Origin of the sequence: Comamonas sp. JNW, from assembly GCF_003105075.1 — a bacterium.
GTDB lineage: Bacteria > Pseudomonadota > Gammaproteobacteria > Burkholderiales > Burkholderiaceae_C > Comamonas > Comamonas squillarum.
On record NZ_QETI01000001.1, the window covers coordinates 118,885 to 133,563 of the forward strand.

Sequence of the window (14,679 nt, forward strand, 5' to 3'; positions counted from 1 at the left end):
AAGTCACAAACTGACACAAACTGACACAAACAGGCAAACGCCAGCCACATGCATCGCAAATGATTCTGATTGCGAATTCATTTGCTCACCCAGCCAGCGTGATCGGCTCTGCGCCGCGTCCACGCCAGCCGGCTCCGCTCTGCATACCCTTGGCCCGCCCGGCAATGCCCGCGGCTGCGCCGCCTGCAGGCCGTCTTACCGCATCTGTTTGTTGTCATGTCCCATCCCGCTGCTTCATTCCCCCTTCTTCCCATTGCGCTGGCCGCAGGCCTGTGCCTGTCATCGGCCGCATTGGCGCAAAGCAACACGGAGCCCGGCACCACGCTGAACACGATCACCGTGACGGCGGCTGCGACGGCCACGGCCGTCAAGGATGCGCCGGCCAGCCTCACGGTGCTGACCGCAGAAGACATAGCGCGCGTGCCAGCCACGGATTTGAACGAGGTGCTGCGCCGCGTGCCGGGCCTGACGCAAGCCACCACGCCCGATGGCGGCACCAGCATCCAGATCCGTGGCCTGCCCCAGCAGTACACCCTGATCCTGGTGGATGGCGTGCGCGTGGGCAGCTCCAGCGAGACCTTTGACCGCTACACCCGCAATGAGCTCAACTGGATTGCGCCCGAGGCGATCGAGCGCATCGAAGTGGTGCGCGGCCCCATGTCCTCGCTCTACGGCTCGGACGCAATGGGTGGCGTGATCAACATCATCACCAAAAAAGGCGGCGACACATGGGGCGGCCAGGTCTCGGCCGGTGCCGAGATCAATCCCGAATCCATCCGTGGCAATGACTACAGCGGTGGATTCAACATCAGCGGCCCGCTGGGCCATGGCTTCAAGCTGCAGCTCAATGACCAGCAAACCTACCGCCAGGCAGACAGTGGCCTGGAAGACGGCACCACGGCCTTCCGCTGGGGCGGCGGGCGTGAAGGCGCCAAGCGCCAGTCCCTAGGTGCACGCCTGCATTGGGACATCAACGACCAGCACAAGCTGAGCCTGGATGTGCAGCGCGCCGAGTGGAAGACCCTGGGCGGCCCCTCGCCCTCCACCAGCAACCCCGGCGGCTTTGCAGCGGCTGCCACAACCCGTGGTCCATCGAACATGGAGCGCGAAAGCACCAGCCTGACCCACTAGGGCAAGTACAGCTTTGGCAGCTCCAAGCTCTCGCTCAGCCACAGCAAGTACAGCAACGAGACGACCGCCCCGCGCATTGAAAACGGCCAGTTGGTGCCCGTGCCCGGCGGCACTCCCACCCAGACCTACAGCACGCATTCGGTCTCGGAAGACCTGATCCTCGACGGCTCGGTGACCATGCCCTTCAAATGGGGCTTTGACCAGATGCTGACCGTGGGCGGGCAGTGGCAGCGCCAGGAGCTGGACAACCCGAACTCGGTGGGCTCAGTTGCCAATGAGGCGGGCGTGGTCGGCCTCAGCTTTAAGCAGGCCAAGTCGCAGGCGCTGTTTGTCGAAGACCAGATCTTTTTGCGCGACAACCTGACCTTGACACTGGGCCTGCGCGGTGACCGCCATGACGACTATGGCTCTCACGTGAGCCCGCGCGCCTACCTGGTCTACCACCCCAGCGCTGCCTGGACCTTGCGTGGCGGCTACTCCGAAGGTTTCCGCGCGCCCAACCTGCGCCAGTCGAACGAGAACTTTGTGAGCCAGTCGCAAGGCGCGGGCTGCGGCTTTGCCGGCTACACCGGCGGCGGTTGCAGCATCCGGGGCAACTCCGACCTCAAGCCCGAGACCTCGCAGAACTGGGAGTTTGGCGCCGCCTGGGAGCATGAAGGCTGGCAAGCGGGCCTGACCTTCTTCAACACCGATTTCAAGGACAAGATCGATTCGCAAGGCATTGGCTACTTGACGGGCGGCAGCAACTACTGGGCCCAGTATGTGAACATCGACGCGGCCATCACGCGCGGGCTCGAAGCCAATCTGCGCGTGCCACTCAGCCGTACCATCACCTGGAACAACAGCCTGACCCATATGCTCAAGGCCGAGAACAAGACCACCGGTGTGGCGCTGACCACCGTCTCCAAATGGAGCGGCTCCTCGGTGCTGGACTGGCAGGTCAATACTGCCCTGGGCCTGAGCCTGGGCGCCGAGCTGGTGGGCAAGCAAATGGGCCTGGCCCAGCGCCTGGCCGACAACTCCAACTTTGGCGAGCAGCGCATCCAGAACAGCTATGTGCTGTACGACCTGGCTGCCAACTACCGCATCAACCAGGCGCTGCGCATCAACGCTGGCGTGAAGAACCTGTTTGACCGCCATGCCAGCGGCAACCGCGATGTGGGCAACAATTTCTACCTGCCCGGCCGCCGTTTCTTTGCAACCTTGACGGCCAGCTTCTAAGCCGGTTCAGGTTCCAAAATCCAGGCGCTGAGGGTCACATCTCAGCGCCTTTTTCCATGCGTAGCTCTGTCAGGGCTAGGCCGTTGCAAAGCCATGGCGCTTGGCCATCAGCACCACTGCCAGGCTCAGCAGCATCAGCAGGACTACCGCTGGCGAGAAGGCCGCCACGCCCCACTGGGCCAGCAATACGCCACCGGCCATGCCGCCCCCGGCAATCGCCAGGTTCCAAGACGTCACCAGCATCGACTGCGCCACATCGGCCGCCGGCCCTGCGCTCTTGGCCAAGGCCGTTTGCAGCAGCGGCGGCAGCCCACCAAAGCCCAGGCCCCAGACGGCCACGGCCAGATAAACGGCCGCAGGCTGCTCCATCGCGAGCGCCAGCAACACGGCGCCGAGCAGAAACAGCCCCGTGCTCGCCAGCGTCAGCGCACGCAGATGGCGGTCAATCAGCAGGCCGGTGATCCAGATGCTCATCACCGACATCAGCCCAAACACCAGCAGCACCCGGTCGATCTGTGCGCCCAGGTTGGCAGGGGCCAGCAAAGGCGCGATATAGGTGTAGAGCAGGTTGTGCGCCAGCACATAGGCCAAGACCACCAGCAGCACCGGCCGCACCCCAGGCAGGCGGAACACTTGGCCCAGCCCAAAGGACTGGCCGGCGGGCTGGCCGGCAAAATCGGGCAGGCGCAGCTGCACCCAGGCCATCAGCAGCAGCGCCAGCACACTCATGCTGCCAAAGCACAGGCGCCAGCCCAGGTGCTGCCCCATCCAGGTGCCCAGTGGCAGTCCGAGCGACAGCGCCAGCGGCGCGCCCAGCATCGCCATCGCAATGGCGCGCCCGCTTTGGTGTGGCGGCACCATGCGCGTGGCATAACCGGCCAGCAAGGCCCAGAGCAGACCTGCCGCCACCCCGGCAACAAAGCGGGCCAGCAAGGTGAGCGCGTAGCTGCCCGACACCGTGGTGATGCTGTTGGCCAGCACAAATCCTGCCAAGGCCGCCAGCAGCAAAGGCTTGCGGCGCATGCGCTGGGTGGCCGCCGTCAGCGGTATCGCCGCCACCAAGGAGCCGATCGCATACAGGCTGACCAGCTGCCCGGCCATCGCCTGCGACACCCCAAGCCCGGCACTGATCTGCGGCAGCAAACCGGCGGGCAAGGCCTCCGTCAGGATGGTGACAAAGCCCGCCAGCGCCAGTGCCAGCAGCGATGCGAGCGGCAGGCCGCCGCGCTGGGGTGGGCAGCTGGGTTCAAGATGGGGGGATGGATGAGAGGAAAGCGAAGAAGAATCTGCCATGGCACAACCGGAAAGTCCTGTACAAGCCCGCGCTGGCCAGCGGGCTGGCAGGCCTGGGGCGGGTGAAAAACAATGAGCCGCCATGGTGCAAGGATTGCCTGTGCAAGACAATAATGCCGAGATTCAAAACATATCGGACAAATTGTCCGCAATCAACCAGCGACAGGAGCAACATCCACCATGGACGCATTGAGTGGTATCGCCGTCTTTGTGCAAGCGGCCGATGCACGCAGCTATTCGGCAGCCGGGCGCGCTCTGGGCGTTTCTGCATCGGCCGTGGGCAAAAGCATTTGCCGGCTGGAGACGCGCCTGGGCGTTCGCCTGTTCCACCGCAGCACCCGCAGCATGACGTTGACAGCCGAAGGCGCGCTGTTCCTGGAGCGCTGTCGCCGCATTCTGTGCGAGGTCGAGGCCGCAGAGCTGGAGCTGTCCGAGACCTGGCAGTCCCCGCGCGGGCGCCTGCGGGTGAGCCTGCCGCAGGTCGATGCGCTGGTCATGCCTGCGCTCACGGCTTTTATGCAGCGCTACCCGGCCATTACCTTGGATCTGGATTTCAGCGACCGGCTGGTCGATGTGATCGAGGAAGGTTTTGATGTGGTGATGCGCACTGGAGAGCCCGCCGATTCGCGGCTGGTGTCGCGGGTGCTGGGCAGCTTTGCGCTGCAGCTGGTGGCCGCCCCCAGCTATCTCGCAGCGCGTGGCACGCCCCAGCAGCCGGCCGACCTGGCCACCCATGCCTGCCTGCAGCACCGCTTTCCCAGCAGCGGCAAGTTGGAGCCCTGGCCGCCGCGCGCCGACGCCGGCGCTGCCGCCTGGAGCTTGCCCACGTCCATGGTCTGCACCACCACATCGGCGCTGATGGAAGCGGCCATTGCGGGCCTGGGCATTACCTGCCTGCCGGACTTTATGGTGCGCGCTGCCATCGCACGCGGCCAGCTGGTGACTGTGCTGGACGCACAGGTGGTCCATGAAGGCAGCTTTCGGCTGCTCTGGTCATCGAGCAAACAGCTGGCACCGAAGCTGCGGGTGTTTATCGACTGCATGGCCGCATCCCTGCCACTGCGCGCGCCCGGCACCCCAGGCCACACCCCGGCTCCACTGGCTATACTGCCTGCTGCCCCTTCCCCACCCGACCGCGCAGCTTGAAAGGCAGACCATGGACGCATGCGAACAGCTCCAGCACGACGGCTATGTGCTGCTGCGCCAGGCCATCCCGGTCGCCTGGTTGCCGGGTTTGCGCGAGGTGTTTGATGCGGGCATCACCAGCCACTGGCCGGTACCCCGGGGCTGGGACTGGCGCCATGCGCTGGTCGATGACCATGCCCAGATATTGGCCGTGTGCCAGCTGCCGCAGCTGCTGGCCGCAGCGGGCGTGCTGATTGGCGAGCGCTTTTTTCTGTCGCAGGTTGAAGGGCGTGAGCCGATTGGCGGTGGCGGCTACCAGCGCCTGCACCGTGACTTGTCCAACCAACGGCCGGGCGACACTGTGGGCGCGCTGGCCTTTTTGGATGACTTTGGGCCGGACAATGGCGCCACCCGCTTGATCCCGGCCAGCCACCGCCCCAACGCAGAAGAAGCTGCGCGCAGCGAGCATGACGAATCGCAGGCGATTCAGATCGCCGGCCAGGCCGGCGATATTCTGGTGTTTGATGTCGACTTGCTGCATGCCGCCAGCCTCAACCCCAGCGGCGCGCACCGCCGCAGCCTGCTGATCAACTATGCCGCCGAAGGGCTGTACGATGCGCACCAGCAAACGGCTGCGCTGCGCCAGGTGCGCATGGATACCAGCGCGCGCTACGCGCCTGGCGATTTTGTGCTGGCATCTGCCTGATGCCAGCTTGATACCCGCTTGGTGCCCGGCTGAACCCAGGCAGCGCGAGCCGCGTTAAAGCGGCGCGTCGCCTGTGCTGATCGGCTCGCCTTCTGCATCTTTAGCCACAGCCGGCGCATGCCAGCCCATCTTTTGCGAGATCGCCGCACTGGCCGTTTTCAGCAGTGTGCGGTAGTAATGCGGCGTATCTGCGCCGCAGCGCATGACCGGGAAAGACACCGACAGCGCAGCAATCACATGGCCAAAGCGGTCAAACACCGGCACCGCAATGCAGCGCAGGCCGGGCTCGGCCTCCTCGTCGTCCTCGGCCACCTCCTGCGCACGCACGCGGGGCAGGATGTCCATCACGGCATCGACGGAGCTCAAGGTGCGGGGCGTGAACAGCTTGAGCGGCTGCGACGACAGCAGCGCCCGCGCCTGCTCGGCCGGCATGAAGGCCAGCAGCACCTTGCCAATGGCAGTGCTGTGCAAGGGCTTGCGCCGGCCAATGCGCGACTGCATGCGCAGCCCAAAATCCGATTCGATCTTGTGGATGTAGATGATCGCGTCCTCATCGAGCGCGCCCAGGTGGATGGTCTCGCGGGTCAGCGCCCCCAGGCGGCGCATCTCCTCATCGGCCTCGCGCACCAGGTCGGTGTTCTCCAGCGCCTTGCCGCCCAGCTCAAACAGCCGCAAGGTGGCGCGGTACAGCTCGGACTCGCCATCCTGCGCCACATAGCCCAGCGCCTTCAAGGTTTGCAGCAGCCGGTGCACGGAGGACTTGGACAGCGCCAGCTGCTGGGCCAGCGCGGTCACGCTGACATCGCGCTGGTTGCCCAGGCATTCCAGAATGGCAAAGGCTTTCTCCACCGCGGCGACGGTGTCGGTCTTGTCCAGGGCTGCGGGGCTCTCGCTCATCGGTCCGTCCTTCTGTGTTGGGCTGTGGTGGATGGCCTCGATTATCGGGCCAGCCAGCCGCCATCGACGGCCAAGGTATGGCCATGCACATAGTCGGCCGCGCTGGAGGCCAGAAAAACCGCCGCGCCACCCAGGTCTGCCGGCTGCCCCCAGCGCCCGGCGGGGATGCGCTGCAGGATCTCACCGGCGCGGCCTGCATCCTGGCGCAGCGCCTCGGTGTTGTTGGTCTCGATATAGCCGGGCGCGATCGCATTCACATGGATGCCCTTGCCGGCCCATTCATTGGCCATCAGCCGGGTCAAACCCAGCACACCGCTCTTGGCTGCTGTGTATGACGGCACACGCACCCCGCCCTGGAACGACAGCAGCGATGCAATGTGGATGATCTTGCCGCCCTGCCACTGCGCGCCTTGCCGTGCGGCACAGTCCAGCATATGGCGCGCCACAGCCTGCGACAGAAAGAACAGGCTTTTGAGGTTGGTGTTCATCACCGCATCCCAGTCCTCTTCCGTAAAGTCCAGCGCATCCGCACGGCGAATGATGCCGGCATTGTTCACCAGGATATCGACCTGCCCGCAGGCCGCCAGCACCTGGGCCAGCGCATCGTCTATGGCCGCCGTGTCAGACAGATCGGCCTGCACCGCGATAAAACGCCGGCCCAGCGCCTGCACCTGCGCTGCCGTCTGGCGGGCCTCACTGCGGTTGAGCGCCACGATATCGGCCCCCGCCTGCGCCAGCGCCACCGCAATGCCCGCACCGATGCCGGTATTGCAGCCAGTCACCAGCGCTACCCGCCCCTGCAGATCAAAAGGGTGGCGGGGGCTGGCGGGGGCAGCGACAGGCGCGGGGGCAAGGGATGAATCGGACATGGCTGGTGAATGCAATGGATACAAAAGCGGCCCGCCAAAACGCGGGCTGACCGGGAGATATGGCAACCATTGGAACACATTCTTTGTTTTTCAGAATACTGTTCCGTAAATTTTTATGAATGGCAAAAGACAAAGGGTTTACCAGCTATTTTTTGAATTTTAATTTATGGAACACTGTCCCGGTTGCCACGATAGTCATCGGACAACACCTCTACAAGCGATAACAAATTCACCACCAAAGTGTGAGGAGCGAGACATGGAAATCCAGAAAACCATTGAGCGTGTGCCCGGCGGGCTCATGCTGATTCCCCTGCTGCTGGGCGCCTGCGTGCACACCTTTGCAGCAGATGCCGGCAAGTACTTTGGCTCGTTCACCAACGGGCTGATGACCGGCACCGTGCCGATCCTCGCGGTCTGGTTCTTTTGCATGGGGGCGACGATCAACCTCAAGGCCACCGGCGTGGTGCTGAAAAAATCCGGCACCTTGGTGCTCACCAAGATCCTGGTCGCCTGGGTGGTGGCGATGGTGGCCACGCGCTTTTTACCGGCCGGCGGCATCCAGACGGGGCTGTTCACCGGCCTCTCGGTGCTCGCGCTGGTCACCGCGATGGACATGACCAATGGGGGGCTGTATGCCGCGCTGATGCAGCAATACGGCACGCAAGAGGAGGCCGGCGCCTTTGTGCTGACCTCCATCGAGTCGGGCCCACTGGTCAGCATGCTGATTCTGGGCGCCACCGGCGTCGCGGTTTTTGAGCCACGCTTGTTTGCCGGCGCGGTGCTGCCGTTTTTGATCGGCTTTGCGCTGGGCAACCTGGATGCGAACCTGCGCGAGTTCTTTGGCCGCTGCGTGCATCCGCTGATTCCGTTCTTCGGCTTTGCGCTGGGCTGCTCGATTGACCTGGGTGTCATCGCCAAGAGCGGCTTTACCGGTGTGTTTGTCGGCGTGGCCGTCATCATCGTCACCGGCATCCCGCTGATCCTGGCGGATAAGTACATTGGCGGCGGCAATGGCACTGCGGGGCTGGCCGCCTCGTCCACCGCTGGTGCAGCTGTTGCCAATCCGCAAATCATCGGCACCATGGTGCCCGAGCTCAAGTCCATGGCCGATTCGGCCACCGCCATCACCGCCACCGCCTGCCTGCTGACCGCCATTCTGGTGCCGATCCTCACGGCCATGTGGGCGCGCAAGTATGGACGCCGCCCGCAGGCATCGGTGGCAGCACCCACCCCGCCAACCAGCGCCGCTGGCAGCCCGCCCAAGCTGGCGCAGGACGGGCACTTCTAAGCGTACTCAGCTTTACCCCCTCGCCTGGCGCGCTAGTCCATAGCGCGCCCAGGCATCTTTCACAGGACTGACTCCATGACCCATTCTTCCGTCTCCACCGGCCGCCTGGCAGGCAAGGTGGCCCTGGTGACCGCAGCGGCGCAAGGCATTGGCCGCGCCAGCGCCGAGCGCCTGGCAGCCGAAGGTGCGCGCGTAATTGCCACCGACTTGCATATCGGCCCGCTGGCAGGCTCGGGCCTCGATGCGCGCCAGCTCGATGTGCGCGACAGCGCCCAGATCCAGACACTGGCCGAAGTGCTCGGCCCCATAGACATCCTCTTTAACTGCGCAGGCTTTGTGCATGCCGGCAGCGTGCTCGAATGCAGCGAAGAGGACTGGGACTTTGCCTTTGACCTGAATGTCAAAGCCATGTACCGCAGCATCCGCGCCTTTTTGCCGGGCATGCTGCAGCGCGGCCGGGGCAGCATCATCAATATGTCCTCGGCCGCCTCCAGCATCAAGGGCGTGCCCAACCGCTTTGCCTACAGTGCGTCGAAGGCAGCCGTCATCGGCATGACGAAGTCCATCGCTGCCGATTACTGCACCCGGGGCGTGCGCTGCAATGCCATCTGCCCGGGCACCGTCGATTCGCCATCGCTCGGCCAGCGCATCGCCACCCAGGCAGCGCACGATGGCCTGTCGGTTGACGCGGTGCGCGCCGCCTTTGTGGCCCGCCAGCCCATGGGCCGCGTCGGCAAGCCCGAGGAAATTGCTGCGCTGGTGGCCTATCTGGCCTCGGACGAGGCAGCCTTTACCACCGGCCAGGCCCATGTGATTGATGGCGGCTGGTCCAACTAAAACCCGCCAGCCCCCACTTTTACCGCTGCGCGACAGCATCCCTAGCTGCAGGCACCTAGACTGGCGCCTGCATGCAATTTGATCCATTGGAGATGACATGAAACTACTGCGTTACGGCCCGGTGGGCCAGGAAAAGCCCGGCCTGCTCGACAGCAGCAACACCTTGCGCGACCTATCGGGGGTGCTCAGCGATATCGAAGGCCAGCACCTGGGCGATGCCGCGCTGGCCCGCCTGCGCGCGATCGACCCGGCCACGCTGCCAGCAGTGCCTGGCCAGCCGCGCGTCGGCCCTTGCGTGGCAAGGGTGGGCAAGTTCATCTGCATCGGCCTCAACTACGCCGACCATGCCGCTGAATCGGGAGCCGCCATCCCGACCGAACCCGTGATCTTCAACAAATGGACCAGTGCCATCTGCGGCCCCAACGATGCTGTCGAAATCCCCCGTGGATCCAGCAAGACCGACTGGGAAGTCGAGCTGGGCGTGGTCATCGGCAAGGCCGCCAAGTACATCACCGAAGCGCAGGCACTGGAGCATGTGGCCGGCTACTGCGTGGTCAACGATGTGTCCGAGCGCGAATGGCAGATCGAGCGCGGCGGCACCTGGGACAAGGGCAAGGGCTTTGACACCTTTGGCCCCATCGGCCCCTGGCTGGTGACGCGCGATGAAGTGCCGGACCCGCAAAACCTGTCGATGTGGTTGGATGTGGATGGCAAGCGTTTTCAGAACGGCAACACCAAGACGATGATCTTCAGCGTCGCGCAGATCGTCGCCTACGTCAGCCAGTGCATGAGCCTGCAGCCGGGCGACATCATCTCGACCGGCACGCCTCCCGGCGTGGGCCTGGGCATCAAGCCAAACCCTGTCTACCTGAAAGCTGGCCAGACGATGCGCCTGGGTATTGAAGGCTTGGGAGAGCAGCAGCAAACCACCGTCAACGCCTGATGACGCGCAGCACCCGGCGCCAGCGCGGCAACGGGTGCTTACAGATGGAAAAATCGTAGCTGCCATCGCCATAGATTTACACCATCAAAACAGCCACTAGAGCTGATGTACAAAGCAACCATTGCTCATCTTTTGATACAGAATTTTCCGCTAAGCTGCCAGCATCCACCACAACTCCACCCCCCTGCCATGAACCGTTTGTTGACCCCTTTGCTCACTGCGCTGGCACTGTCCTGCCTGGCCGATGCCAGCTGGGCCCACGGTGGCGGCCACCGCCACCACCACCGCAAGGAACACAAGGAGCAGTTCTGGGACGGCAACTGCAAGGTGGAGCGCAAGTGGAAGCGCAATGGCGAATACAAGGAAAAGCGCCGCTGCCATGACCGCCCAGCCGCCTACTACGCCCCGCAGCCCTCCTACGCCGCCCCGGTGCTGGTGGCGCCCCGCACCCCCGATGCGATTGTCATCAGCCCGCAGATCGTCATCCGCCCCTGACCGGCAGGCACTCGCACCTCCATCGCACCCTCTCTTCGGGCTGTCAGACACCTGTTTGACAGCCCGCTGCTTTTGCCTGCACAGCAACCAGCCCAGTTGGCCCACAATCGGTCCATGTCATCTATCCCCCTCCCCATGGCTCCGGCTGGCTCCATCACCTTGGTGCAAGGCATCGAAGTGGGCCATTTCACCGACACACGACGCCCCACCGGCTGCACGGCCATCCTGGCCAAGGCAGGCGCGGTGGGCGGCGTTGATGTGCGCGGCGCCGCACCCGGCACGCGCGAAACCGACCTGCTCCACCCCACCAACCTGGTCGAGCGCGTGCACGCCATCATGCTGGCGGGCGGCAGCGCCTGGGGCCTGGACGCGGCCAGCGGCGCCATGCGCTGGCTGGAAGAGCAAGGCGTAGGCCTCGATATCTCCGTGGGCCGCATTCCGCTGGTGCCTGCGGCCGTGCTGTTTGACGTGCTGGTGGGCGATATGCGCATCCGCCCTGATGCCCAGGCCGGCTATGCCGCCTGCCAGGCCGCCAGCAGCGCCATGCCCGCGCAAGGCAATGTGGGCGCGGGTGCCGGGGCAGCCGTAGGCAAGATCTTTGGTATCCAGCGGGCGATGAAAGGCGGCATCGGAACGGCCTCCGTCACTGTCGATGGCGTCACCGTGGGCGCCATCATTGCCTGCAATGCACTGGGCGATGTGCTGCACCCAGATACCGCCCAGGTGGTGGCCGGCGCGCGCACCCGCGATGGTCTGGGCCTCATCGACACGCGCCGCGCGCTGCTGCGCGGCGAGCCGCCCCAGCCCCTGCTGGCGGGCACCAACACCACCATCGGCGTGATCGCCACCGATGCCGTCATCACCAAGGCGCAGGCCAGCCGCCTGGCCACCGTGGGCCACGATGGCCTGGCGCGCGCCATCAACCCGGTGCACACCATGTCCGACGGCGACACCTTGTTCTGCCTGGGTACTGGCGCCGCCGGGCGCAGCCTGGGGATGATGGTGCTGGCCACGATGGCCGCCGAAGCGGTCGCCCAGGCCACCTTGCAGGCGGTGATGCATGCCAATCGTTTACAAATCGATGCCGCAGAAAACCACAAGGCCTTGCACCTGCCCTGCGCCGCTGATTTACAGTAGGCGCCATTCCAACTGCGCTGCGCAGGCAGCCCGCCACACACCATGGGTGACCGATCCACGTCGATGCGCCAAAAAGCCTACGGGCTGCGCCAAACCCTGATCACCCTGGTGCTCAATATCCGCGATGCGCTGGTCTCCGGCGGGCCGCTGGTCATCCTGGCCGTGGCCTTGATCGTGGGGGCTTACGGGTGGCTCAAGCCCAACCCGCCCTCGCAGGTCAAGCTGGCCACCGGCCCGGCCCAAAGCGCCTACGCCAGCTTTGGCGAGCAGTACCGCACCCCCCTGGCCAGGAACAAGATCCGCGTCGACCTCGTCGGCAGCGAAGGCTCCTTCGACAACCTGCAGCTGCTGCGCGAGGGCAAGGTCGATCTGGCCTTTGTGCAAGGCGGCACCGCCGAGCTGACCGAGGACGACCTCGACAGCCTCACCTCGCTGGGCGCGCTGTTTGTCGAGCCCGTCTGGCTGTTCTACCGCACGGACTCGGCCCAGCGCCTGACCAAGCGCCCCCACCTCAACAGCCTCACCCAGCTCGCCGGTTGGCGCATCAATGTCGGCACTGCCGGCAGCGGCGTGCCCAATCTGTTCAACCAGTTGCTGGAGGCCAACCGCCTGAATCTGGCCCAGCTGCGTGTGTCGCACCTGGCTGAGACGCCTGCGACCGTCGCGTTTCTGGATGGCAAGATCGATGCGATGGTGCTGGTCTCCGCGCCGGAATCGCCCATGGTGCAGATGCTGCTGAAGACCCCCGGCGTGCAGCTGATGGATTTTCCGCAAAACGAGGCCTATGGCCGCAAGTTCAGGTTCCTCAGCCCCGTCACCCTACCGCGCGGCATTGTCGACCTTGCCGCCAATGTGCCGCCGCAAAACGTGCACCTGCTGGCCTCCACCACCTCGCTGCTGGCCCGCGATGACACCCACCCCGCCATCAAGCAGCTGTTCGCCCAGGCCTCGCAAGGCATCCACAGCCAGGCGGGTTGGTTCAACCGCGCACGCGACTTTCCCAACACCCGCAGCAGCGAACTGGCCGTCGCCCCCGAAGGCGTGCGCGCCATCAACGAACCCGCCCCCCTGCTGCAGCGCTACCTGCCCTTCTGGCTCGCCAACCTGGTCGAGCGCATGTGGCTGGTGCTGGGTGTTTTGCTGGCCTTCATGCTGCCGCTGTCACGGGTCGTGCCCCCCCTCTACCAGTTCCGCGTGCGCTCCCGCGTCTTCAAGTGGTACGGCCAGCTGCGTGCCATCGAGCACGAGATGGAGCAACCCAACCCCGACCGCGCGAGCATCCAGGCCGAATTGCTGGAACTGAGCCGCAAGGTCGAGAAAATTACTGTGCCGCTGTCGTATGCCGATGAGTTGTATGCGCTGCGTAGCCATATTCATTGGGTGTTGCAGAAGCTGGAGCAGCAGGGGGCAGGAACTGACGCCGTGATTCAGGCTGAATGATGCAGAGCGGCAACCAGATGAATCTGGATTGCCGCATGCGTCCGTTACTTCACAGTGATACCGCAACAGGTGCCAGTCCTTGAGCAGGAAGGTGCCATTACCACAAGTACTTCGTTATACACATAACCTAAGGGTCCTGTTGCATCCTGCTGCCCCTCCCCTGAATTCAAAACTACCTTAATCTCATCGGTATTCAAGGTAGCTATGATTTTCGCAATATTTTGCATTCTTCCCTGAGAGAGTTGCTCCGACATTTTATCTCCCGCTGGATACATGGACACAATGTCAACTTCATCATTGGGCCTTATATCTCTTTGATGGACAAACCATCTAGCAAGCGCAACTGCCTCACTTTTACCAAGGCTTGAATCATTCGCATGAAATTTCACCTCATGCTGCAACCCAATCAGTGAGCAAGCAGAAACTGATGATACTCCAAACAGGAGCAGCAGTGAAACGGCAGCTCTTTTGGGCCAACTGCATGGATTTAGCATCAATAGCGCTCCTTTCTTGGGTTAGTGCCAATAATATAAGCAGCAAGGCTATCCGCATTAAAACGGATACCAGGATCCTCTACATACTTAATAGATCTAAAGGTACTATAAAAATTATCATTGGAACCAAACACGTCTTTGAAATGGGTGACTTCATGCACGAGAGTCAACAGCTGACTATCTCCATCTCCGATCTCTCCATTATATGGGTTTCTTTTATCTCTGCTCAGACCACAAAATTTTGGCGCGATCATAATTCTCTTGTTAGTGATATCCACTGGGCAAACCGATGCTGCGGCCTCAGGATCAACTACCGACCCGCGGCACGAACCTAGATTTATATTCTCCTCGGAATACTGAACGAAATCTTTCGCCCTTAGCGCTCGTAAGCTCACAATGGTTGCAGCAATACCCTTTAGCAAAAAATCTCTGAGCTCATCGCTTGAAGAATTAAACCAAATCCATGTACGCTTTTTTGCCGCAGCATCCCAGTGTTGAAGTTCTGCCTGCCTTTGCTCCGCCAAGGCAATTGCATCTTGGCAAAGAGCCATCACCAGCACTGAAAATTCTGCTTCACTCAGCTGTTCACACATTAATCCAGCAGAAATATCAGAATTTGCTATCTTGTGAGCTAACGGCGTCGGAAAATATAGGTCCGCCACTGCACCATCAGAGCCCTGACTAGGAGATTGATGAACGCCATTGTGGAAGAATTTATTGCTGAACGACCCATCGTGGTTATTACTATGCTCACGCACGCCGAGTGGACCTGGAATTTTAAAATACACCAATTTCTTATCCTC

14 protein-coding genes and 1 pseudogene are annotated in these 14,679 nt (G+C 63.0%); 10 read left to right on the forward strand and 5 right to left on the reverse strand.

Going from position 1 to position 14,679, the window contains the following annotated elements; all coding sequences use genetic code 11:
• Positions 1 to 216: 216 nt before the first annotated feature.
• Together DCO45_RS00560 and DCO45_RS00565 are read left to right on the forward strand one after the other, a co-directional pair.
• Positions 217 to 1,131 (forward strand): TonB-dependent receptor plug domain-containing protein, encoded by a 915-nt coding sequence (locus DCO45_RS00560; RefSeq protein ID WP_116924028.1) that lies wholly within the window; start codon positions 217 to 219, stop codon positions 1,129 to 1,131.
• Positions 1,132 to 1,188: 57 nt separating this feature from the next.
• Positions 1,189 to 2,352, forward strand: a pseudogene (locus DCO45_RS00565) (TonB-dependent receptor); the annotation flags it as partial.
• 75 nt (positions 2,353 to 2,427) lie between these two features.
• Here DCO45_RS00565 and DCO45_RS00570 read toward each other — a convergent pair.
• Positions 2,428 to 3,645: an MFS transporter gene (locus tag DCO45_RS00570; protein ID WP_116924030.1), complete on the reverse strand. Its 1,218-nt coding sequence runs from the start codon at positions 3,643 to 3,645 to the stop codon at positions 2,428 to 2,430.
• 180 nt (positions 3,646 to 3,825) lie between these two features.
• On the opposite strand from DCO45_RS00570, the gene DCO45_RS00575 reads away from it, so the two are divergent.
• Both DCO45_RS00575 and DCO45_RS00580 read left to right on the forward strand, forming a co-directional pair.
• Positions 3,826 to 4,791 carry a LysR family transcriptional regulator gene (locus DCO45_RS00575; protein ID WP_116924031.1) on the forward strand — a complete coding sequence of 322 codons (966 nt, stop codon included), beginning with the start codon at positions 3,826 to 3,828 and terminating at the stop codon, positions 4,789 to 4,791.
• Between the two features lie 10 nt (positions 4,792 to 4,801).
• Positions 4,802 to 5,476 (forward strand): phytanoyl-CoA dioxygenase family protein, encoded by a 675-nt coding sequence (locus DCO45_RS00580; protein WP_116924032.1) that lies wholly within the window; start codon positions 4,802 to 4,804, stop codon positions 5,474 to 5,476.
• Between the two features lie 54 nt (positions 5,477 to 5,530).
• Here DCO45_RS00580 and kdgR read toward each other — a convergent pair whose 3' ends face one another.
• Positions 5,531 to 6,373, reverse strand: coding sequence for a DNA-binding transcriptional regulator KdgR (gene kdgR / locus DCO45_RS00585; RefSeq protein WP_116924033.1), 843 nt, complete (start codon positions 6,371 to 6,373; stop codon positions 5,531 to 5,533).
• A 41-nt stretch (positions 6,374 to 6,414) separates the two neighbouring features.
• Entirely contained in the window at positions 6,415 to 7,242 is an 828-nt protein-coding gene (gene kduD, locus DCO45_RS00590; protein WP_116924034.1) for a 2-dehydro-3-deoxy-D-gluconate 5-dehydrogenase KduD, read from the reverse strand.
• Positions 7,243 to 7,498: 256 nt separating this feature from the next.
• Between kduD and kdgT the strand changes: the two genes are divergently transcribed.
• From kdgT to DCO45_RS00620, 6 genes are all read left to right on the forward strand, one after another.
• Positions 7,499 to 8,530, forward strand: a complete 1,032-nt coding sequence (gene kdgT / locus DCO45_RS00595) for a 2-keto-3-deoxygluconate transporter (protein WP_116924035.1) — start codon at positions 7,499 to 7,501, stop codon at positions 8,528 to 8,530.
• 75 nt (positions 8,531 to 8,605) lie between these two features.
• A complete protein-coding gene (locus tag DCO45_RS00600; protein WP_021025908.1) occupies positions 8,606 to 9,367 on the forward strand; it encodes an SDR family oxidoreductase in 762 nt (253 codons plus the stop codon).
• Positions 9,368 to 9,464: 97 nt separating this feature from the next.
• Positions 9,465 to 10,310, forward strand: coding sequence for an ureidoglycolate lyase (locus DCO45_RS00605; protein ID WP_116924036.1), 846 nt, complete (start codon positions 9,465 to 9,467; stop codon positions 10,308 to 10,310).
• Positions 10,311 to 10,499: 189 nt separating this feature from the next.
• Positions 10,500 to 10,805 carry a hypothetical protein gene (locus tag DCO45_RS00610; protein ID WP_116924037.1) on the forward strand — a complete coding sequence of 102 codons (306 nt, stop codon included), beginning with the start codon at positions 10,500 to 10,502 and terminating at the stop codon, positions 10,803 to 10,805.
• Positions 10,806 to 10,919: 114 nt separating this feature from the next.
• On the forward strand, positions 10,920 to 11,942 hold the full coding sequence (locus DCO45_RS00615; protein WP_243419200.1) for a P1 family peptidase: 1,023 nt from the start codon (positions 10,920 to 10,922) through the stop codon (positions 11,940 to 11,942).
• 63 nt (positions 11,943 to 12,005) lie between these two features.
• Positions 12,006 to 13,382 (forward strand): TAXI family TRAP transporter solute-binding subunit, encoded by a 1,377-nt coding sequence (locus DCO45_RS00620; protein ID WP_116924039.1) that lies wholly within the window; start codon positions 12,006 to 12,008, stop codon positions 13,380 to 13,382.
• Between the two features lie 44 nt (positions 13,383 to 13,426).
• On the opposite strand, the gene DCO45_RS22455 is transcribed toward DCO45_RS00620, so the two are convergent.
• Both DCO45_RS22455 and DCO45_RS00625 read right to left on the reverse strand, forming a co-directional pair.
• The gene (locus tag DCO45_RS22455) at positions 13,427 to 13,876 is read right to left on the reverse strand and encodes a hypothetical protein (protein ID WP_133247960.1); all 450 of its coding nucleotides are present in this window, start codon (positions 13,874 to 13,876) and stop codon (positions 13,427 to 13,429) included.
• The gene (locus DCO45_RS00625; protein ID WP_165841087.1) at positions 13,876 to 14,664 is read right to left on the reverse strand and encodes a hypothetical protein; all 789 of its coding nucleotides are present in this window, start codon (positions 14,662 to 14,664) and stop codon (positions 13,876 to 13,878) included. Before DCO45_RS00625 ends, DCO45_RS22455 begins: the two co-directional genes overlap by 1 nt.
• Positions 14,665 to 14,679: the final 15 nt, after the last annotated feature.

Bases quoted from the DNA above. Each gene is read 5' to 3' on its own strand.
- DCO45_RS00600 (WP_021025908.1), top strand. From the start codon at position 8,606: ATGACCCATTCTTCCGTCTCCACCGGCCGCCTGGCAGGCAAGGTGGCC.
- DCO45_RS22455 (WP_133247960.1), bottom strand. From the start codon at position 13,876: ATGCTAAATCCATGCAGTTGGCCCAAAAGAGCTGCCGTTTCACTGCTG.
- kduD (WP_116924034.1), bottom strand. From the start codon at position 7,242: ATGTCCGATTCATCCCTTGCCCCCGCGCCTGTCGCTGCCCCCGCCAGC.
- DCO45_RS00570 (WP_116924030.1), bottom strand. From the start codon at position 3,645: ATGGCAGATTCTTCTTCGCTTTCCTCTCATCCATCCCCCCATCTTGAA.
- DCO45_RS00605 (WP_116924036.1), top strand. From the start codon at position 9,465: ATGAAACTACTGCGTTACGGCCCGGTGGGCCAGGAAAAGCCCGGCCTG.
- DCO45_RS00560 (WP_116924028.1), top strand. From the start codon at position 217: ATGTCCCATCCCGCTGCTTCATTCCCCCTTCTTCCCATTGCGCTGGCC.
- DCO45_RS00580 (WP_116924032.1), top strand. From the start codon at position 4,802: ATGGACGCATGCGAACAGCTCCAGCACGACGGCTATGTGCTGCTGCGC.
- DCO45_RS00575 (WP_116924031.1), top strand. From the start codon at position 3,826: ATGGACGCATTGAGTGGTATCGCCGTCTTTGTGCAAGCGGCCGATGCA.
- kdgT (WP_116924035.1), top strand. From the start codon at position 7,499: ATGGAAATCCAGAAAACCATTGAGCGTGTGCCCGGCGGGCTCATGCTG.
- kdgR (WP_116924033.1), bottom strand. From the start codon at position 6,373: ATGAGCGAGAGCCCCGCAGCCCTGGACAAGACCGACACCGTCGCCGCG.
- DCO45_RS00620 (WP_116924039.1), top strand. From the start codon at position 12,006: ATGCGCCAAAAAGCCTACGGGCTGCGCCAAACCCTGATCACCCTGGTG.
- DCO45_RS00615 (WP_243419200.1), top strand. From the start codon at position 10,920: ATGTCATCTATCCCCCTCCCCATGGCTCCGGCTGGCTCCATCACCTTG.
- DCO45_RS00610 (WP_116924037.1), top strand. From the start codon at position 10,500: ATGAACCGTTTGTTGACCCCTTTGCTCACTGCGCTGGCACTGTCCTGC.